Origin of the sequence: Halomonas sp. BC1, assembly GCF_002078135.1 — a bacterium.
GTDB classification, from domain to species: Bacteria; Pseudomonadota; Gammaproteobacteria; order Pseudomonadales; family Halomonadaceae; genus Vreelandella; species Vreelandella stevensii.
Genome location: NZ_LFGS01000012.1, coordinates 131,843 through 151,632 on the forward strand (window position 1 = coordinate 131,843; position 19,790 = coordinate 151,632).

Consider the following 19,790-nt stretch of genomic DNA (forward strand, 5'->3'; position numbering starts at 1 on the left):
AAGTGATGCTTACTTTTTGCCTTTCAAAGCGCCACTGCTTTTCAAAGCATTGAGCACCGCGAAAGGGTTTTTGGCAGGAGCGGACTCGTCCGCTGCGCCTTCGGTCTTGCTGACCAGCTGCTCCGCCGAGACATGGCATTCGGTCTCATCGTGATAGACCACCTGCGGCAAGCTGAGGATCAACTCATCCTCGACTACCGTCAGCAAGTCCAGCTGTTCGTTTTCCACCAGCACAGGCTCATGACTGGCAGGCAGCTCGGCAGCCAACGCTTCGTCCGAAATCATTCCCAGAAGGAAATCACTCGACACGTCTTGATTCAGCGGCACCAGACAACGACGACAAGGCAGCGCCAGAGTCGCTTTCAAGGAACCACGAATTTCGCGACGGCCCTGGGCATCGACACCAAACTCAAGGATGACGTGACAGTCACCCGTTTGGTCGCCGGCTTCTTCAGCCAGGCGTGGCAGCTTGTTCAAGGCTACCAGGCCTTCGAGTCGTTCGCGGCGGGCTGCAAGCTTATAAGGCTCAACCCGGCTGGGGAGTTGTGAGGTCAACATAGGCGCGCAATGATAGGCACTCGCCCCGCCGGTGTCAAAGCCAGCAGCATAATTCTTGGCAGTTTCTGCTCGCACACAGCCGCAACAGGCATGCGTCAGGGCTTTTCGCTAAACTGTCGGCGATGCATTTTCCCTTTCTTCCACCCCGTTTCGTCACTCACAGGAGAGTATCGTGCCCCTCGCCCCCAATGCCACGCTGGTGCTGGCCTCCAGCTCACGCTCGCGGCAAGCCCTGCTCGACCGATTACAGCTACCCTACCAGTGCCAATCGCCGGATATCGATGAGACACCGCTGCCCCATGAAACGCCTGAAGCCCTGGTGCATCGACTATCGCTGAGCAAGGCACACGCCGTCGCCGAATCCTTTCCGGCACACTGCATCATCGGGTCGGATCAAATTGCGCTGTTCGAAGGCGAGGTGCTGGGCAAGCCCCATACCGCCGAGCGCGCCTGCGCCAACCTGAAACGTTTTTCAAGCCAGCGCGTCAGCTTCCTGACAGGCCTGGCACTGGTGGACACTCGCCAGCAGCGCCACCAGGTGCATATCGAGACGTTCGATGTCGTCTTCCGAACCCTGCGCGACGCCGAGATCGAACGCTATGTCGCCCTGGAGCAACCGCTGGACAGTGCGGGCAGCTTTCGTATGGAAGGACTCGGCATCACGCTATTCGAGCGCCTGGAAGGGCGCGACCCCAATGCACTCATCGGCCTGCCGTTGATAGCTCTTTGCGACATGCTGCGCCAGGCAGGCATGGACCCACTCGGCACTGCATAGTCACGACCAGGAGGCTTACCCCTAGGGGGCCTGGAAGCGCAGCGGCGAGCGGGCGCTCTCCACCCCCAGCACTTCCGCCGCCGCCTGGGTGAAGCGTCGCGTCAGGCGCTCGAAGGGGTCCAGGCGAGGCGTGTAATTCTCCCACTCGGCTTCTCCGATGCGCGCCCGCGCCACTTGCTCGAGGCTGGCCAGCTCATCCACCAGCCCCAGCGCCAGCGCCTGCTCACCGCTCCATACCAACCCGGAAAACACCTCAGAATCGCCACTCAAGCGCTCGCCTCTCCCGGCCCGAACGTCCTCGATGAACTGCTCGTGGGTCTGCGCCAGCACCGTTTGCCAGAACTGAGCCACCTCCTCATCGAGCGGCTGGAACGGATCAAGAAACGCCTTGTTTTCACCGGCGGTCATGACACGCCGCTCCACGCCCAGCCGATCGATCGCCTCCTGGAAACCAAAGCCTGCGTAAATGACCCCTATCGAGCCCACCAGGCTGGCGGGAGAGGCAATGATCTCATCCGCTGCCGACGCGATATAGTAGGCACCGCTGGCTCCCACGTCTTCGATGACCGCCAGGATGGGCTTGTCACCCAGATCACGCAGCCGCATGATTTCCGCATGGATGCGCTGGGACTGCACCGGGCTCCCGCCGGGGCTGTCGATATGCAGTACGACCGCCGCCGCGCTCTCGCTCTCCCAGGCACGATTCAAACCGCGAATGATGCGTTCGGCATTGGCGGGCGCATCACTGGCAATGACGCCCTGCACCTCGACCAACGCCAGATGCTGCTGTTCCGGCACGCTTGAGGTCGGCTCTGCCACGAAAACGCGGTACAGCGTCGTGGTGATCGATACCAGCACCAGCGTCAATACGACGAAACGGAAAAACAGCTTCCACCGCCGCGCCCGGCGCTGCTCGGTCAAGACGCCACCAATCCAGCGGTCCATCATTTCCAGCTGGGCCAGACGCTGACGTTCGCGCAGCGTTTCGGCATCGTCGCTCGGCTCACCTGCGGCCGATGCTTTCGACGCGGTCGCAGCGACTTGCGGTCCCTGCGTCCAAGGATCCTGCGCGCTTCCCGACGGCTCTTCATGGGAGGGGCTGCCTTGCTCTCTATCGCGGGACTGATCGTCGCTCATACTATTTCCCTCATGATATTTCCCCTCATACGATGTTTCTCATACTGTCTGCCTCTCGGGCATTGACCACCAATAGCTGTGTACACGTGGATCAGCTATATAAAACTCAGCCCCTCTGTCACCCAGCGTCAGCCATGCAACCATTCGAACAGCGTGGGAATGTCATCCGTCATCCAGACAGGCTGGCACGCCGCCAGCCGCTCGGCAGAGTGCACCCCATAGGTCACACCGACCCGATCCATGCCGATGGCGCGTGCCATTTCCAGATCGTATTCGGTATCCCCCACCATCACCGCACGCTCTACCGGCGTATTAAGCTCGGCGAGTAGCTCCAGCAGCATCTGTGGATGGGGTTTGGAGCGGGTTTCATCTGCGGTACGACTGGCATCGAACCACTGGCCGCTATCGGTTTCTCGAAAGACACGATCCAGGCCGCGACGACTCTTGCCCGTGGCCACGGCCAGCCGCTGCCGGGGACGCTGACGCAGCCTGGCCAACTGCTCCTCGACACCGTTGAAAAAAGGCATGGGCGTCGTGTCGCCACTCACAAAGTGATGCGAGTAGCGCTGGCGCAAGCGCTCTGCCTGCTCCGGCGAAACGCCCGGACACAGCGTTGCAATGGCTTCGGGCAGGCCAAGACCAATGATGTTTTCGATGGCGCTGTCTTCCAGGGGCGGCCAGCGTACATCCGCTGCGGCGGCATGCATGCACGACACGATCTTGGGCACCGAATTCATCAGCGTCCCATCCCAGTCGAAGATGATCAGTTCGTAACGCATCAGGCTCCCCCTACTTGCTTGGCTGACGCGCACGCGCCAGCGTCTCTTCCAGCGCTTCAGGCAGCGGCGCCTTGACCGTCACCGGACGACCGTTACCAGGCTCGGGAAAGGTCAATGAGCGCGCATGCAGAAACAAGCGTCCCAGACCCAATTGTTTAGACAGCCGCTCGCTTTCCCGCGTCGCGTACTTGTCATCGCCCAGCAAGGCGTGGCCCGCATGGGCTGCGTGCACACGAATCTGATGGGTACGCCCAGTCACCGGCTCGGCCTCGATGAGCGTCACTTTTTCGAAGGTCTCCACGACGGAGAAATGGGTGCGTGATACCTTGCCGTTGGGATCCACCCGCACACGCCGCTCGCCATTACCGGCATCGAAGCGGTCCAGCCGGGCACTTTCATAGGTCTTTCTGGCAGGCCAGCGCCCTGCCACCAGTGCCAGATAGCGCTTGTCCATGCCGTGCTTCTTGAGCGCCTCGTTGAGCGTCACCAACGCCTCACGCGACTTGGCCAACAGCAGGCATCCGGAGGTGTCACGATCCAGACGATGGACCAGCTCGAGAAAGCTCAAATCGTCGCGTACCTGACGCAATGCCTCGATCAGACCGATCTTGACGCCACTTCCACCATGCACCGCCAGGCCAGAAGGCTTGTTCAACACCATCCAGTCCGGCCCTTCCATGATGACGCTACCCACCAACACGTCGCGCAGGTTATCGCTGACCTCCTTGACCGCCTCCTTGGGCGCCAGGCGCAGAGGCGGTACGCGGACGAGGTCTCCCCCCTGCAGGCGATAGTCCACCTTCACGCGCTTCTTGTTCACTCGAACCTCCCCCTTGCGCACGATGCGGTAGATCAGCGCCCGTGGAGCGCCCTTCAATCGTGTCATGAGGAAATTATCGATTCGTTGACCCGCCTGCTCCGGGGCGATTTCCACCCACTGCACTTCACGCCCTTCGGACATTACCTTGTACTCCTGGTCTCATCCACGCCACATGGTGGAAAGTGACCTTGATTGAAAAGCGGCATTCTAGCGTAGACCTTACGCCATTGCGTCAATTGCTGACGCTTCTCTTTACTGTTATATTCCAGGACGCTCATCGGCCAACGTGACTTGCTGATCTGAAACGCAATAAGCCGCCTTGTATGGCGTATTGTCGTCCAGCGAATTGTCCGTCACGTTAGCCTAAGCACCTGCCCGACCAACATGCAGGTCAGAGCAACGAGGCCAGGCCAGTGTACGCATTGCCCGCCTTCTACGTAATGAAATGCAGCACCTCTGTCGCCTGACCGCGGCAGAGGGAAAAGAATACCGCCAGCCTCGACTGGCAAAAAACGTTACGCCCCTGCCAGGCAGTTACCTTATTCGTCACAAGGCGCTGTCATGCCGGGGCGCAAAGATCAACGCTGTGCCGACAACCGGCGTTGACGAATCGATGAATGCCAGGTGTAGGCGGTGTCAGCAGAGCCGGATGGACGTGACAGCCACCGAAACACGTTCTGCCTCCGCCACGTACTCAACGCCCTATTGGCCGGGTCGGCTACGATGCCTTCCCGGCTTGATGCGTCAGCATAACCATGCGCCGAGCACAAGCACGCAGCACACAGCGGTTCGTCGACGACTCCTCGTTTGACGGCACGACATGCTACGTGAGACCACATGAAACGGATGCTTATTAACGCGACCCAGCCCGAAGAGCTGCGGGTCGCCCTGGTAGACGGACAGCGCCTCTACGATCTGGACATCGAGTCCGGCGCACGCGAACAGAAGAAAGCCAACATCTACCGGGGCAAAATCACCCGGGTAGAACCCTCCCTCGAAGCCGCCTTCGTCGACTTCGGCGCCGAGCGCCACGGTTTTCTGCCGCTGAAAGAGATCTCTCGCGAATACTTCATCAAGGATGTTTCGGGCCGCCCCAACATCAAGGAAGTATTGAAAGAGGGTCAGGAAGTCATCGTTCAGGTAGACAAGGAAGAGCGTGGCAACAAGGGCGCCGCCCTGACCACCTTCATCAGCCTGGCCGGACGCTTTTTGGTACTGATGCCCAACAATCCCCGTGCAGGTGGCATATCGCGGCGTATCGAAGGCGATGACCGCAGCCAGCTCAAGGATGCCATGGGCCAGCTGACAGTTCCCGACAAGATGGGCCTGATCGTACGCACCGCCGGTATTGGCCGCAGCTCCGAAGAGCTGCAGTGGGACCTGGACTACCTGGTGCAGGTGTGGGAATCGATCACCACCGAGTCCGCCAAGCGCCCTGCGCCCTTTTTGATCTACCGCGAATCCAACGTCATCATCCGTGCCATGCGCGACTACCTGCGCCAGGATATTGGCGAGGTGTTGATCGACAGTCCCGACATCCACGCCGAGGCGCTGGCATTCATCCGCCAGGTGATGCCTTCCTACCAGCAAAAGATCAAGCTGTATGCCGATGAAGTGCCGCTGTTCTCGCGCTTCCAGATCGAGTCGCAGATCGAGACGGCCTACCAGCGGGAAGTGAAACTGCCTTCCGGTGGCTCCATCGTCATCGATCACACCGAAGCGCTGGTCTCCATCGACATCAACTCGGCCCGCGCCACCCGTGGCAGCGATATCGAAGAGACCGCCCTGCAAACCAACACCGAAGCCGCCGATGAGATCGCTCGCCAGCTCCGCCTGCGCGACATCGGCGGGCTCGTGGTCATCGATTTCATCGACATGGGCCCGGCTCGCAACCAGCGTGAAGTCGAAAACCGCATGCGCGATGCGCTCAAACTGGACCGCGCCCGCGTACAGATCGGCCGCATTTCGCGCTTCGGCCTGATGGAAATGTCGCGCCAGCGTCTGCGCCCCTCGCTGGGCGAAACCAGCGGCGTGGTCTGCCCGCGCTGTAACGGCCAGGGCACCATCCGCGATGTGCGCTCGCTGTCGCTCTCCATCATGCGCCTGATCGAAGAAGAGGCCATGAAAGAGCGCAGCGCCCAGATCCGCGCCATCCTGCCCGTGCCGGTCGCCACTTATCTGCTCAACGAAAAGCGCAGCGTGCTGGCGGATATCGAATCACGCCAAGGCGTGCGCGTGGTCATCCTGCCCAGCCCGGAGATGGACACCCCGCACTACGACGTTCAACGCCTGCGCGATGACCACCTGGACGAAGACGACAGCCACACCCTGTCGAGCTTCGAACTCTCCACGGACACCGAGATTGGCAAAGAGCCGCCTCCCAGCTTCGCGGCTCCGGCTCAGCGGGCAGAAGCCGCGGTCAAGAGCATCGCTCACAACGCCCCGGCCCCTGAGTCGCTGCAAACCGAAGAAGCGCCCGCCAAACCAGCCGCGGCCGAAGCGCCTGCCGAGCAACCCAGCGTACTGGGTCGCTTCATTCGCGGTTTTGCCAAGCTGCTGGGTGGCGATGAGACCAGCACAACGGCCACACAGGAAGCCAGCTCGACGAACCGTAAGCCCGAGCAGTCGGCAGCCCCAAGCCGCCCGTCGCGCAATGAGCGTCGTCAAAAGCCTGCGCAGGAGCGCCAGGAAAACAGCGCTTCACGCGACCAGCGTAACGATGCCACCAAGGCACCTGCTGCTCGCAACGACGACAGCAACGACAAGCGCAGCGGCCCCAGCCGCACCCGCAACCGTCGTCGTCACCCGCAGCAGGACGACAGCCGGGCTCAGGAAAGCACGTCCCGCAACTCGCGTCAGAAAGAGACTGCCAAGGAGTCGTCGCAGAACGATGCTGCCAGCAGCGCACCGCAGCCGGAACAGCGTCGCGAGAAACCCCGCGACAACAAACCCAAGCACGACGATAGCCGCCCAGAGGCCGCTCAGCAGGACGAGCCGCAAAAGGATGACGGCAAGCCGAAGCGCACGCGCAACAACCCGCGCCAGCGTTCACGCAAGCAGGCACTGAGCCCGCAGGCCGAAGCCGAACAGCTGAAGCTCCAGGCAGAAGCCCAGCAGGCATCTGAGGAAGCCCCTGCCCCAGCAGCGGCAGACGCTGAAACGCCTGCAAAGAAAGCCGCGTCAGCGCCAGAAACGGCGACTCAAGCAACCGCTGCCCAAGAGACAGCCACGCAAGAAACAGCGACTCAATCGCCCAGCGAAGCGGCAGACACGCGTCCTGAAGCACGTCAGGAGGCTACCGCAGAGACCGCAGCCGAGGACACTACTGCCACCGCACGTGCCAGCAATGCCGACAAGGCGCGCAAGTCAACGCGCCAGCGCCGTCAACCGGCCATTCGCGACGAAGCGCCCAAGCAAGCCAACGCGTCTGGAGACGATAACGGGGCCGTCGACGCATCCGCCATGGAGCCTCAGACACCGGCGGCCACCCATGAGCAGCCCGCTGCAGCCACAGAAGAGCCGACAGCGCCACGTGAGGAACAGCCAACCTCGGCGGCTGATCAAGAGCCCTCAGCGGCGGTAGAGAAAGAGCCTTCAGCGGCGGTTGAAGAGAAGCCCTCAGCGGTTGCTGAAGAAAAGCCTTCAACGACCGTGGCAGAAGCACCTTCTGCCGATGAGAGCCCATCTTCCGCCACTACGGAAGAGCCCTCAGCAGTGGTTGAGAAAGAGCCCTCAGCGGCGGTAGAGAAAGAGCCCTCAGCGGCGGTAGAGAAAGAGCCTTCGGCGGTGGTTGAAGAAAAATCTTCTGCAGTAGTTGAAGAAAAAGTCTCAGCAGCCGTTGAGGAAGAGCCTTCAAAAGCGTCTTCCGCAGTAGCAGCAGAAGACACCTCAGCAGCCACTGAAGCGCAATCTTCCGTCACCACTGAGGAAAAGCCCGCCACGGCCGAGGAGCAAGCGCCCACGGAAGCGACTCAGGAGCGCTCGACGCCTGCTGCAGAAAACGCAGCAGCAGAGAAAGCCCCCGAAGCCCCTCAGGCAGCGGCCGACGCCAACGCCAGTGGCGAGCCTGCCGCTGACGAGGAGGCCTCCAAGCCACGTCGTCGCCGCCGCCGGGCTCATAACGACCCGCGTGAACAGCGCAAGCAGCAGGCCCAGCAAAACTCACCCGAGTAATGCTGACAGCCGTAAAAAACCCCGCCTCGGCGGGGTTTTTTATGCGCTATCGTCAGGAGATCACTCGTGGCTCCGCTTCCAGGCTGACGCCAAAACGCTCGGCGACCGCACCTGCAACGATATCCGCAAACGCCAGCAGCTCTGCACGATTACCGCCACCAAAGTGCACCAGCACCAGCGCCTGATGCTGGTGCACGCCAAACGCTCCCTGGCGGTGCCCTTTCAGGCCACACTGGTCGATCAGCCATCCGGCCGCCAGCTTCACCTGCCCATCGGGCTGGGGAAAATGCGGTATACCAGGATAGTCGTTCAACAGCCGCTGGGCATGGTCACCGCTCACGAGCGGGTTCTTGAAGAAGCTGCCGGCATTGGCCAGCACGGCGGGATCCGGCAGTTTCTCCTGGCGAATGGCGCAGACGGCACGCGCCACCTCCAGCGGGTCGGGCGCGGCAGACACCCGTGCGGCCAGGTCGCCATACCCCAGTTGCGGATTGGGCGTTTCCGAGAGCCGCAAGACGAGCTGCGTAATGACCACCTTGCCTGCCAAATCACGCTTGAAGAGACTGTCTCGATAACCAAACTGGCACGCCTCGCCATCCAGCCAGCGCACTTCCCCCGTGGCCAGTTCGACCACCTGCACCGCCGCCAGCACGTCGGCCAGTTCGACACCATAGGCACCTATGTTCTGCACCGGAGCGGCCCCACAGTCACCGGGGATCAGCGCCAGATTCTCACAGCCCCACAGGCCACGCGCTGCCAGCGCCATCACCAAGGCGTGCCAATTCACTCCCGCCCCTACGTAGGCCAACACCTCCCGGCCACGCCGCTCCAACCACCACTGCTGGAGCGAAGGACGAATGACCACTCCTGACAACTGGCTCGGCAACAGGACGTTACTGCCCCCCCCGAGCAGCGTCATCGGCCCCCGCTGCTGCCGTGCCTGATGCAACACGTCCTGCAACGCCGCCAGCGTGGTCGGCGCCGCGTACTGTTCGGCCACACAGGGCAAGCGCAGCGTATTGGCCTGGGTCAGATCCCAGGATGCCATCAGAACCTCAGGGCGGGAGACAGCGCTAGCGTTCACGCTGCAACTCATCGAGCAGACCCTGCGATGCACGCTCGATCAAGTCCAGCACTTGCTCGAAACCGTCGTCGCCACCGTAATAGGGGTCAGGCACATCGCTCTGCGGCAGCCCGGCGTAATCGAGCAGCAGCCCTACCTGGGCCTGGCTATTGGCCGGTTGCAGAGCACGCATGGCGGCGAGGTTTTCGCGATCCATGCCCAGCACGTAGTCGAACTCGTGGAAGTCACTGGCTTTCAATTGGCGAGCGCGAAGATGGCCAATCTCGATACCTCGTTGACGCGCCGCCGCCTGGGAGCGGGGGTCCGGGGCTTTCCCTACGTGCCAGTCACCTACTCCGCAGGAGTCGATGGTGACGCGGTCATCCAGCCCTGCTCGCACCACGGCCTGCTGAAAAACGCCTTCCGCGGTGGGCGAGCGGCAAATATTGCCTAAACAGACGAACAGCACGCGCTTCATGGACGATCCTCCGATGACGACAACAGGGCGCGTACCCGTGCCAGGTCCTCCGGAGTATCGACCCCTGCCGGGTTCGCCGCCGCGGCCAGCGCCACCTGAATGGCGTGACCGTGCTGCAATACACGCAGCTGCTCGAGCTGTTCCAACTGCTCCAGGCTGGACGCCGTCAGATCACGGTAGGTGGCCAGAAAGCTGGCACGGTAAGCGTAGATGCCAATATGGCGCAGCCAGGCATCGGTGGTGAGCAAATCGGGCTGAGTCTTGAACTGCTCTCTGTCCCAGGGGATTGGCGCTCGGGAAAAATAGAGCGCGCGCCCTTGCAGTGAACGCACCACCTTGACCACATTGGGGTTGAATAGCGTATCCACATCGCCGATGGGCTCGGCCAGGGTGGCCATGGCCGCCTCGGGATCGTCTGCCAGCCGCTGGGCTACCTGGTCGATCAATACGGGAGGGATCAATGGCTCGTCACCCTGCACGTTGACGACCAGCGTGTCACCCGCCAGCGAGAGCTGTTCGGACACTTCGGCCAACCGGTCCGTGCCGGAGGGATGGTCGGCTCGGGTCATGACCACTTCCGCGCCGTAGGCCTGCATGGCCTCACGGATCCGCTCGTCGTCAGTGGCCACGATGACTCGCTGCGCCTGGCTCTCGCAGGCACGGCGCCATACGTGGGCCACCATGGGCTCACCGGCGATATCCAGAAGCGGCTTGCCAGGCAACCGTGAAGAGCCGAACCGTGCCGGGACGACCGCGATAAACTGCGCCACAGAGCCCATCACACCTCCCCGGTACGGCCAGGTGAAGTGGCCAGCTTCTCATCGGCGTCCATCTGCCGCGCTTCTTCAGGCAGCATCACCGGAATCCCGTCCCGTATGGGATAGGCCAGACCATCATAGTGGCAGCACAGCTCCTGTGCGTCGCGCTGATACTTCAGCTTGCCGTTGCAGAGCGGGCAAACCAGCATTGCCAACAGTTCCTTATCCATCGGTGCTTCCCCTTTGTGTCAGTTCTGCCAGCCTGGAAGCCAGCCAATCTTCAAACTCTTCTGGAAGCCGCGCTTCCACCTCCAGCACCCAGCTGTCCGCCGGGGCCAGCTCACGGCATTTGACCGCATCCTTGGCCGTCATGACCACCGGCCCGGCGGCCATGGGCTTGAATGTTCGCTCATCGAAAGCGTGATGATCCGCCAAGGGGTGCTGTTCCCCATAAACCCCCAGCGTTTCGAGGGTCTTGAAAAAGCGCTGCGGGTTGCCGATCCCCGCCAGCGCATGTGCTGGCAGCGTAAAGGGCAAAGGAGCCAGCGGGTAGTGCTGGCCACTGGACAGCTTGCGCCAGCCCCGGGGCACCAGCTGCATGGCCACCGAAGGCACCGGCAAGGGAGTCGTTAGCGTGCCATTGACGATCACCGCATCCACTTGCTGCAAGCGGGTAACGCCTTCGCGCAGCGGTCCTGCAGGCAGGCAGCGCTGGTTGCCCAGCCCACGGCTGCCATCGACCACCACTAGCTCAATATCGCGCCCCAGCGCCAAGTGTTGCAAGCCGTCATCGCTGATCACGATATCGCAACCCATCTCGACCAGCGCTCGGGCGCCCCGAGCCCGCTGCGGGTCTGCCACGACGGGCAGCCCGGTCTGTTGAACCAGCATGAGCGGTTCGTCACCGCTATGCGCGGGGTCCGTGGTGGGCGTGACGTGAAGCGGATAATGGGGTGCGGTGCCGCCATACCCTCGGGTCACGATGCCTGGCGAGTAGCCCTGCGCGACCAGCCAGCGCCCCAACCAGGCCACCAGCGGTGACTTGCCGGTGCCACCCAGGGTGATATTACCGACCACGATCACCGGCACCTCTGCCCGCCAGACAGGTTTGCGCCCTCGTCGGTAATCGCGCGCTCGACGACGCATAAGATAACGGTATAAATTGCCTAGCGGAAACAACGGCGTCAGCCACGGGCTTTCCCCGTAGGCGGCATCCAACCAGCGCTTCGCCAGGCTCACTCGTGCTCCTGAAACTGAAGCTGGTGCAGGGCCGCATAAGCACCTGACTTTTCCAGCAGCGCCTGATGGGTGCCCTGCTCCACGATCCGCCCCTGGTCCATGACCAGAATGCGGTCGGCACGCTCGATGGTCGACAGGCGGTGGGCGATCACCAGCGTGGTGCGCCCCTCACAGACCCGCTCCAGGGCTTTCTGGATATAGCGTTCGGATTCGGTATCCAGCGCCGAGGTAGCCTCGTCCAGAATCAGAATCGGCGCATCCTTGAAAATGGCTCGGGCAATCGCCAACCGCTGGCGCTGCCCGCCCGAGAGCATGACCCCATTTTCGCCTACCACGGTGAGATAGCCTTCCGGCAGTTTCTCGATGAACTCACTGGCGTAGGCGGCTTCTGCGGCAGCCTTCACGGCGGACATGTCCGGATTTTCCACGCCATACGCGATATTGTCCGCAATGGTGGCATTGAACAGGGTGACCTGCTGGGAAACCAGCGCTATCTGCTGCCGCAGCGGCCCCAGCGCGTAGCGGTCGGCATCGATGCCATCGATCAGGATCTGGCCTTCGGTGGGTCGATAGAAGCGCGGCAGCAGGCTCACCAGGGTAGACTTGCCGCTTCCCGAGCGCCCCACGATCGCCACCAATTCGCCGGGGGCGACGCGCAGCTGAATATCGTGCAGCACGTTGGGCTGGTCGTCGGCGTAGCGGAAGCTGACATGGTCGATGATCACCTCGCCAGTCAAGCGGCTCGGCACCACGTCGCCCTCGTCACGCTCCGGGGCCAGGTCCATGAGACCGAACAGCTCGGCAGCAGCGGCAATGCCCTTCTGAATCTCACTGTTCACTTCGGTGAGCTGACGTACTGGTTTGATCATCAGCGCAGCGGCAGTAATAAAGGCAACGAATTCACCGGGCGTCATGTTGGCCATCAAACGAGGGGCCATGGCCAGCCATACCAGCAGGGCCATGGAAATGGCCACCAGCATCAGAATCACCGGCGAGCTGACCGCTCGGGTCATGGCTTCTTTCATGCTTTGCCGACGGTTCTCTTCGCTGACACGTTCGAAGCGCTGCTTTTCATAGGCTTCGGCACCATGGGTGCGCACCACGCGATACCCCGAGAGGGCTTCCGAAGCCACGTGCGTCACATCGCCCATGGAGTGCTGGATGCGCTTGGAGATGCGCCGAAAGCGCTTGCTGACGTAACTCACCACAGCGGCAATCAACGGCGTCACGCCCATGAACAGCAGAGTGAGCATCCAGTTGGTCCAGAACAGGTAGCCAATCAGGCCCACCACGAAGAGCCCTTCACGGAGAATGATGGTCACCGCGTTGGTCGCCGCCCCGGCAACCTGCTCGACATGGTAGGTCACCCGTGACACCAGATGGCCGCTGGAGTGGTGATCGAAAAACCGCCCCGGCAAATGCAGCATGTGATCGAATACGTTACAGCGCAGCGTATGAATCACGTAGCGCCCCACGTAGGCCATGAAATAAGTACTGAGAAACGTGCCCAACCCTCGGGCTGCGAACATCAGCACGACGAACAAGGGCAGAAACAGCCGAAACGCGGCATCGGGATGCTGAATGCCATCGATGAGGCGCTTCATCATCTCGGCCAGCGCGGTGCTGGACGCGGCATAAATCAGAAACCCGATCACGGCCAGCGAGAAAGCGCGCCAGTGTGGCTTCACATAACTCAACAAACGTTTATAGAGTACCCAACCTGAATCAGTCACACGCGCTCCCGGCAGTAGTGTGCAGTGGGGCGATTCTACCCTATGGTGGCTCGCTTCAACACCGCTTCTGGCCGCCGGAAACACGCCGCTGGGTATCTATCTGCACGGGTACCCCCGGTTCCAGGCGGATACGCACCGCGCCATCATGGGCGGTACTCCACAGGCAGCTGTGCTGATGGCGAAAGCGCCGCACCACCTCATCGGCCGGGTGCTGGAAGGCATTATCGCGTCCGGCACTGAAGATGGCATGCCGAGGCATCGCTTCACGGACGAACTGCACACCGGAGCTGGTGTGACTGCCGTGATGGCCCGCCACCAGCACCGTGACGTCACCGGCCAACAGGGGCAGCAAGTGGCGTTCCACCTGACGCCCCACGTCCCCGGTGATCAGCAGCCGATGCTCTCCCACCTGGACTTCCAGCACGCAGGAGCGGTCATTGGAAGAGAGCTGCTGATGTCCTGCCGGGGGCCAGAGGAAACGATAGATGATCCCCTCCTGCTGCCACTGCTGGCCCTGCTCACAGGGCGTGCTGGCAACGATCAGCGGCTCGTCCAGCGGGGCACGCCAGTCCGCCACTTGATGCTCGTCCCGCAACGCTTCGACACCGCCTGCGTGGTCGGTATCGGCATGGCTGACCACCACCAGGTCGAAGGCCTGACCAGGCGGCCAGAGCGTTTGCAAGGGCATGAAACCGCTGCGAAAACGCGGCCCCGTGTCGTAAAGCATCCGATAATCGGCGCTGCGCAGCTCGACCAGCTGGCCCTGCCCCACATCGTGCACGGTGACGACCAGCCGACGCTCTTCGACGCGCTCACTTGGCCACCAGGGAGCGCTCAGCGCCAATAGCGTGACCAGTAGGCGCACCCCGCTGGGCGTGGCAGGCAATCCCCAGCCAAGCGCTAGCAGCAGCCAGGCCAGTGCCAACGGGTATACGTGCTCGGGCGGTGGCTGCCACAGCGGTGCCAGGGCCAACGAAGCCTCCAGTAGATAATGGAACAGCGCCAGCGCCTGTGCGAACACCCACCAGGCTGCCAGCCCAATGCTCGGCAGCGGCGCGAGCAGCCACCCCAGCAGCGCCGAAGGCACCATGATCGAGCTGACCCAGGGCACGGCCAACAGATTGACCAGCGGAGCCGCGGGCGCCACTCGGCCAAATGCCAACAGCACCGCTGCCGCCATCAGCGGCGCCAGCAACAGCTGGGAACGCAGCAGCGCCCAGCACCAGCCTTTGATACCTCGTGGGCGAGGGCGCCCCTGCCAGATCACGATCAGCCAGCCCACCGCCACGAACGACAGCCACAAGCCGGGCCGCCATAGAGAGAGCGGGTCGGCCACCACGATAACGGCGAGGGCCAGCCACCAGGCCTGCCAGGGGCCTGGCGCATGGCGCCCGCTCAACACCCATAGCCCCAGCAGGGTCATGATCATGGCGCGCATGGCAGGCGGTGCCAGCCCTGCCAGCAGTGCATAGCCCACGGCAGCCGCCCCCGCCACCCACCAGGGCCAGACGCGCAGGCGCCAGTCACCGGGAGACATCAGCCGTGCTGCCAAGCGGGCCAACAGCAGCGCAAAGGACGCTACCAGGCCAACGTGCAAACCGGAAATCACCACCAGGTGCGTGGTCCCGGTGGCATTCAAAAGCGCCCAGTCCTGCTGCGTCAGCTGGTCGCTATCGCCCAGCGTCAGCGCGGCCAGCCAGCGCTGGGTACGCGCCTCTGGCGCATTACTCTCCAGGTAGGCCACCGCCTGCTGACGTAGTTGGAAAGGCGCCTCCGACAGGCGCTCCGGCGCTGGGTCGTTGCGCACATAGCCGGTGGCATGAATACCTTCACGCCACAGCCACTGGGCATAGTCAAAGCTGTTGGGGTTGGCAAAGCCTCTGGGCGGGCGTAGCCGAACGGTCAGCTGCCAGCGCTCGCCAACGGCGTAAACCGCACTGGACTGGGTGGCAGACGAGGGAAAAGCCGAGTAGGCGCTGACCCGCACTTGCTTCAGCCGATCACAGGGCAGCAGGGGCTCCGGCGAGCGGCACGCTTCTACCGCCAGCCTCAAACGTTGGCTGCCGCCGTCCTCTCTTTGCACGCGGAGCACGCGGGCCTCCAGCGTCAGGTCCTGGCCGCTCAAGCCATCAGGCAGTCGATTGCCCCACTCCTGCTGAAGAGTCAGCACCATCAGTGCCACCAGCGCTAGCCATATCAACCCACGAGGGCGCGTCGTCGCCATGACTACGGCCGCCACCATCAGCACTGCCAGCGCCAAAGTGGCGTCTCGCTCGGCCCCCAGCCAACCCGCCAGCGCACCGCCCAACAGCGCAGCCAAGGCCGCTGGCACCGCACTCCCTCGCCCCATTCCACCTCCCTGGCCGAAACCCTTCGCCTCAGTAGCGTAGCCTAAGCCCTGCGCTATGTGGATAATAGCCTGCACCAATAGCAAGAGTACCTGACATGCCGCGCCGTTTCCTGCAGCGCTACATGCCTAAACCGGACACCATCCGGCGCCAACGATCGTTACGCTTCATGGCGCCGTTGATTGCCGATCCGGGTTTGTGGCTACTCACTCGACGCAGCGTTGCCAACGCGTTTAGCGTCGGGCTTTTTTGTGCCATGCTGCCCATTCCCTTTCAAATGGTCGTGGCCGCGCTGGGAGCACGGCTGGCTCGCTGCAACCTGGCCCTGTCGGTGGGTCTGGTGTGGGTCACCAATCCGCTGACCATGCCGTTGATCTTTTATATCAATTATCGGATCGGTACTTTTTTGCTGGGCGCTCCGGTGCGCGAGGCGCCTTCTCGCATCTCGACCCGCTGGATAGCCGAGCAGATACATGACATCCTGCCCCCCCTCCTGCTGGGTTCCCTGATCAGTGCCATCGTGCTGGCCATCATCTCCAACGTCGCGATTCGGCTCATCTGGCGCTGGCACGTCTCCCATAACTGGAAACGCCGCCGCCTGAAAAGGCGACGGCGCAGAGCCTGCATCGAATCGCAGTTCGACGATTAACCCCTGAGCGATTCACTCTGGAGCTGCTCGACGAGCCGCCCACCATCCAGCTTCATGACCCGATCCTGATGGGCCGCCAGGCTCACATCGTGGGTCACGATGACGAAGGCGCAGGCGCTCTCCTTGGCCAGCTCATCCATCAAGTCCAGAATGGTACTGGCGGTGGTCTGATCGAGATTGCCAGTGGGCTCATCCATCAACACCAGGCTCGGGTCGGTCACCAGCGCCCTGGCAATGGCCACACGCTGGCGCTCGCCGCCCGAAAGCTCACCAGGCTTGTGGTCGGCACGCGCCTTCATGCCCACCCGATCGAGCAGCTGCAAGGCACGCTGTTCGGCGACCTTTTTCGCCTGGCCGCGAATGATCAGCGGCAGCGCGGCATTCTCCAAGGCAGTGAACTCGGCCAGCAGGTGGTGGAACTGGTAAACGAAACCGATATAGCGATTGCGAAACTTGCCAAGCGCGGCTTCGTTCAGCTCCGACAGCGGTTCGCCAGCGATCACCACGCTGCCTTCACTGGGGCGATCCAGCCCCCCCAGCAGGTTCAACAGCGTGGTCTTGCCGGAACCGGAGCTGCCCACGATGGCCACGCGCTCCCCGGCATGTACCTGCAGATCCAGCTGGTCCAGCACCGTCAAATCCTGCGGCCCTTCGCTATACACCCGTGTCAGGCCACGGCATTCCAGCATGACGGCGGGTGGTTGAGTAATCGTCGAAGTCATCAGAGCATCCTTATTCATAGCGCAGTACGTCAGCCGGTTGAACCCGAGCTGCTCGCCAGGCAGGGTAAAGTGTCGAGAGGAACGTCAGGCCGAAGGCGGCCAGCACGATGTCCCGCACATCGCTCCACTGCAAGCGCGAGGGCAAGTCGCTGATGAAGTAGACCCCAGCATCGAGGAACTGGATGCCGAAAGCACTCTCGAACCAGGCGATGATGTCGGAAATGGTCAGCGCCAGCGCAATGCCGACCGCTACCCCGACGGCAATGCCGATCAAGCCGATGGCCAACCCCTGGACGATGAAAATACCCATGATCGAGCGTGGTGTGGCACCGATGGTGCGCAAGATGGCAATGTCGGCACGCTTGTCGGTCACCACCATAACCAGGGTGGACACAATGTTGAACGCCGCCACCGCAATGATCACCGTCAGCAGCAGTGCAATCATGCGCTTCTCCATCTGGATGGCCTGGAACAGGTTGCCGTGGGAGAACGTCCAGTCGGTGCCACGATAACCCGAGCCCAGCTCCCTGACGATGGCCTGGGTTTCGCTCCCGGCCACGAACAGATCATCCAGCTCGAGTCGCAGCCCGCCTACGGCGTCGCCCATGCGCGCCAGGGTCTGCATGTCTTCGATGTTGGCATAGGCCAGATTGGCATCCAGATCCGCGCCCACGCTGAAGATTCCACTAACCGTAAAACGCTTCAGCCGGGGAAAGACCCCAGCGGGCGTAATCGACGCTTCGGGCACCAGCAGCGTGACGCGGTCACCCACCCCGACGCCAAGACGCCTGGCCAGCATGGAGCCCAGCACCACATTCCACTCGCCGGGCACCAGATCGGCCAGCTCACCTTCCCGCATGTGCTGGCCAATGATCGACACCTGGCCTTCCCAGTCAGGGTGGATGCCGTTCACCATGGCCCCCTGATTACGCCCACCCGACGAGAACATACCCTGCTGCTCGACGTAGGGCGCCGCGCCAATCACTCGCTCGCGCTGCGTCAGCCGGTTGGCCAGCGCCTCCCATTCGACCAGACCCTCCTGCGCTTCGATCTTGGTGTGCGGCACCATGCCGAGGATACGCGTGCGCAGCTCATGATCGAAGCCATTCATGACCGACAACACCAGAATCAACACCGCCACGCCGAGCATCAACCCAAGCATCGAGGTCAGCGAAATGAACGAAATAAAATGGTTGCGGCGTTTAGCGCGCACATAGCGCAGCCCCACCAGGAAAGGCAAACGATCAAGCATGGCTTCATTCCTTAATAATGAGCGTCCATGGTACGGTTTTTTCAGCATGGCTGCATGTACAAACGCAGCCTTAGAGTAGCGAAAGCAGCGGCTGTTCCCTGGCACACGGTAACGCTTGCAAGTTGCGTGGCAACCCCCTAAATTGCGCCCGTTCCTCTTGCCCGCTGGGCGAGCTCTCTTACCTCGACACGAGTACCCGTGACATTGGCTATCAAGACGTATCGCTTGCTCCCCGAATGGCATCCACAGGATGGCCTACAGTTGACCTGGCCCCGCCCAGACGGCGACTGGGCGCCCATGCTATCGCGGATCGAAGCAACCCTTGAGCGCATTGTGTTGGCCACCGCACGCTATCAACGCGTCATCATCAGCGTGCCGGATGAGGCGACTCGGCAACGCCTGCTCGCCACGTTCAGCGCTTATGGCATCCCCGACGCGCAGCTGCAGCTGATTGTCGCACCCACCGACGATACCTGGGCGCGCGACCACGGCCCCATCACGGTGCTGGACGAAGAGGATCAGCCCCTGCTGCTGGACTATACCTTTACCGGCTGGGGCGGAAAATTCCCTGCCGAGCACGACAACCAGCTCACCCAATGGCTGGCGGACGCTGGAGTATGGGCCTGCCCCGTCGCCTCTCGGGCCATGGTACTGGAAGGGGGCGGCATCGAGACCGACGGCGAAGGCACGCTGTTGACGACCGAAGCCTGCCTGCTGAACCCCAACCGCAACCCGACCCTCAGCCGCGCCGACGTGGAAGCCCGGCTGGCAGAAGATTTCGGCGTGGACCGCTTTCTGTGGCTGGCTCATGGCCACCTGGAAGGCGACGATACCGACAGCCATGTGGACACGCTGGCACGCTTTTGCGACCCCACCACCATTGCCTACGTGCGCTGCGACGATCCAACAGATCCGCATTATCCGGCACTGCAGGCCATGGAGCAGGAGCTCAGGGCATTCCGCCAGCGCAATGGCGAGCCCTACCGCCTGATCGCCCTGCCCTGGCCACAGGCCTGCTTCGATCCGGAGGATGGCCACCGGCTGCCGGCTACCTACGCCAACTTCCTGATCATCAACGAAGCGGTGCTGGTGCCCACCTATGGTGACCCCGCCGACGTGGTTGCCCTGCAAGCCCTGGCCACGGCGTTTCCGGAGCACACACTGATCCCGATCGAGTGCGTCAGCGTGATTCGCCAGCACGGCAGCCTGCACTGCCTGACCATGCAGCTACCCAAAGGCACACTCGCCCCGATTGTTTCCATGTCTTGAAGATAATGTCTTGAAGATAATGTCTTCAAACTAACGC

17 protein-coding genes are annotated in these 19,790 nt (G+C 62.3%); 4 read left to right on the forward strand and 13 right to left on the reverse strand.

Going from position 1 to position 19,790, the window contains the following annotated elements:
* Nucleotides 1-9: 9 nt before the first annotated feature.
* A complete protein-coding gene (locus tag B7L72_RS10145; protein ID WP_016913548.1) occupies nucleotides 10-558 on the reverse strand; it encodes a YceD family protein in 549 nt (182 codons plus the stop codon).
* 172 nt (nucleotides 559-730) lie between these two features.
* Here B7L72_RS10145 and B7L72_RS10150 point away from each other — a divergent pair, with 172 nt between their 5' ends.
* The gene (locus B7L72_RS10150) at nucleotides 731-1,333 is read left to right on the forward strand and encodes a Maf family protein (protein ID WP_081194092.1); all 603 of its coding nucleotides are present in this window, start codon (nucleotides 731-733) and stop codon (nucleotides 1,331-1,333) included.
* A 21-nt stretch (nucleotides 1,334-1,354) separates the two neighbouring features.
* Here the strand turns inward: B7L72_RS10150 and sppA are convergent, their stop codons facing one another.
* From sppA to B7L72_RS10165, 3 genes are all read right to left on the reverse strand, one after another.
* Nucleotides 1,355-2,470 (reverse strand): signal peptide peptidase SppA, encoded by a 1,116-nt coding sequence (gene sppA, locus B7L72_RS10155; RefSeq protein WP_081194094.1) that lies wholly within the window; start codon nucleotides 2,468-2,470, stop codon nucleotides 1,355-1,357.
* Between the two features lie 128 nt (nucleotides 2,471-2,598).
* Nucleotides 2,599-3,249 carry an HAD family hydrolase gene (locus B7L72_RS10160; protein ID WP_081194096.1) on the reverse strand — a complete coding sequence of 217 codons (651 nt, stop codon included), beginning with the start codon at nucleotides 3,247-3,249 and terminating at the stop codon, nucleotides 2,599-2,601.
* 10 nt (nucleotides 3,250-3,259) lie between these two features.
* Nucleotides 3,260-4,210, reverse strand: a complete 951-nt coding sequence (locus B7L72_RS10165; protein WP_081194098.1) for an RluA family pseudouridine synthase — start codon at nucleotides 4,208-4,210, stop codon at nucleotides 3,260-3,262.
* A gap of 696 nt (nucleotides 4,211-4,906) precedes the next feature.
* Between B7L72_RS10165 and rne the strand changes: the two genes are divergently transcribed.
* Nucleotides 4,907-8,242: a ribonuclease E gene (gene rne, locus B7L72_RS10170; RefSeq protein ID WP_176212868.1), complete on the forward strand. Its 3,336-nt coding sequence runs from the start codon at nucleotides 4,907-4,909 to the stop codon at nucleotides 8,240-8,242.
* 52 nt (nucleotides 8,243-8,294) lie between these two features.
* Here the strand turns inward: rne and murB are convergent, their stop codons facing one another.
* From murB to B7L72_RS10205, 7 genes are read right to left on the reverse strand one after another with little or no spacing between them, the layout of a single operon-like run.
* Nucleotides 8,295-9,290, reverse strand: coding sequence for a UDP-N-acetylmuramate dehydrogenase (gene murB, locus B7L72_RS10175; RefSeq protein WP_081194102.1), 996 nt, complete (start codon nucleotides 9,288-9,290; stop codon nucleotides 8,295-8,297).
* Nucleotides 9,291-9,315: 25 nt separating this feature from the next.
* A complete protein-coding gene (locus tag B7L72_RS10180; protein WP_081194104.1) occupies nucleotides 9,316-9,783 on the reverse strand; it encodes a low molecular weight protein-tyrosine-phosphatase in 468 nt (155 codons plus the stop codon).
* Nucleotides 9,780-10,562 (reverse strand): 3-deoxy-manno-octulosonate cytidylyltransferase, encoded by a 783-nt coding sequence (gene kdsB / locus B7L72_RS10185; protein ID WP_081194106.1) that lies wholly within the window; start codon nucleotides 10,560-10,562, stop codon nucleotides 9,780-9,782. Before kdsB ends, B7L72_RS10180 begins: the two co-directional genes overlap by 4 nt.
* On the reverse strand, nucleotides 10,562-10,771 hold the full coding sequence (locus tag B7L72_RS10190; protein ID WP_026001654.1) for a Trm112 family protein: 210 nt from the start codon (nucleotides 10,769-10,771) through the stop codon (nucleotides 10,562-10,564). Before B7L72_RS10190 ends, kdsB begins: the two co-directional genes overlap by 1 nt.
* Nucleotides 10,764-11,780 carry a tetraacyldisaccharide 4'-kinase gene (gene lpxK / locus B7L72_RS10195; RefSeq protein WP_081194108.1) on the reverse strand — a complete coding sequence of 339 codons (1,017 nt, stop codon included), beginning with the start codon at nucleotides 11,778-11,780 and terminating at the stop codon, nucleotides 10,764-10,766. The genes B7L72_RS10190 and lpxK overlap by 8 nt, the downstream gene beginning before the upstream one ends.
* Nucleotides 11,777-13,513: a lipid A export permease/ATP-binding protein MsbA gene (msbA, locus tag B7L72_RS10200; protein ID WP_081194110.1), complete on the reverse strand. Its 1,737-nt coding sequence runs from the start codon at nucleotides 13,511-13,513 to the stop codon at nucleotides 11,777-11,779. Before msbA ends, lpxK begins: the two co-directional genes overlap by 4 nt.
* A 55-nt stretch (nucleotides 13,514-13,568) precedes the next feature.
* A complete protein-coding gene (locus tag B7L72_RS10205) occupies nucleotides 13,569-15,863 on the reverse strand; it encodes a DNA internalization-related competence protein ComEC/Rec2 (RefSeq protein WP_081194112.1) in 2,295 nt (764 codons plus the stop codon).
* A 95-nt stretch (nucleotides 15,864-15,958) separates the two neighbouring features.
* On the opposite strand from B7L72_RS10205, the gene B7L72_RS10210 reads away from it, so the two are divergent.
* Nucleotides 15,959-16,510 carry a DUF2062 domain-containing protein gene (locus B7L72_RS10210; protein WP_081194114.1) on the forward strand — a complete coding sequence of 184 codons (552 nt, stop codon included), beginning with the start codon at nucleotides 15,959-15,961 and terminating at the stop codon, nucleotides 16,508-16,510.
* Here the strand turns inward: B7L72_RS10210 and B7L72_RS10215 are convergent.
* On the reverse strand, nucleotides 16,507-17,232 hold the full coding sequence (locus B7L72_RS10215) for an ABC transporter ATP-binding protein (RefSeq protein ID WP_081194116.1): 726 nt from the start codon (nucleotides 17,230-17,232) through the stop codon (nucleotides 16,507-16,509). The two genes, B7L72_RS10210 and B7L72_RS10215, sit on opposite strands and share 4 nt — an antisense overlap.
* Nucleotides 17,233-17,242: 10 nt before the next feature.
* The gene (locus B7L72_RS10220; RefSeq protein ID WP_081137070.1) at nucleotides 17,243-18,484 is read right to left on the reverse strand and encodes a lipoprotein-releasing ABC transporter permease subunit; all 1,242 of its coding nucleotides are present in this window, start codon (nucleotides 18,482-18,484) and stop codon (nucleotides 17,243-17,245) included.
* Between the two features lie 198 nt (nucleotides 18,485-18,682).
* Here B7L72_RS10220 and B7L72_RS10225 point away from each other — a divergent pair, with 198 nt between their 5' ends.
* Nucleotides 18,683-19,753, forward strand: a complete 1,071-nt coding sequence (locus B7L72_RS10225; protein ID WP_176212869.1) for an agmatine deiminase family protein — start codon at nucleotides 18,683-18,685, stop codon at nucleotides 19,751-19,753.
* The last annotated feature ends 37 nt before the right edge of the window (nucleotides 19,754-19,790 follow it).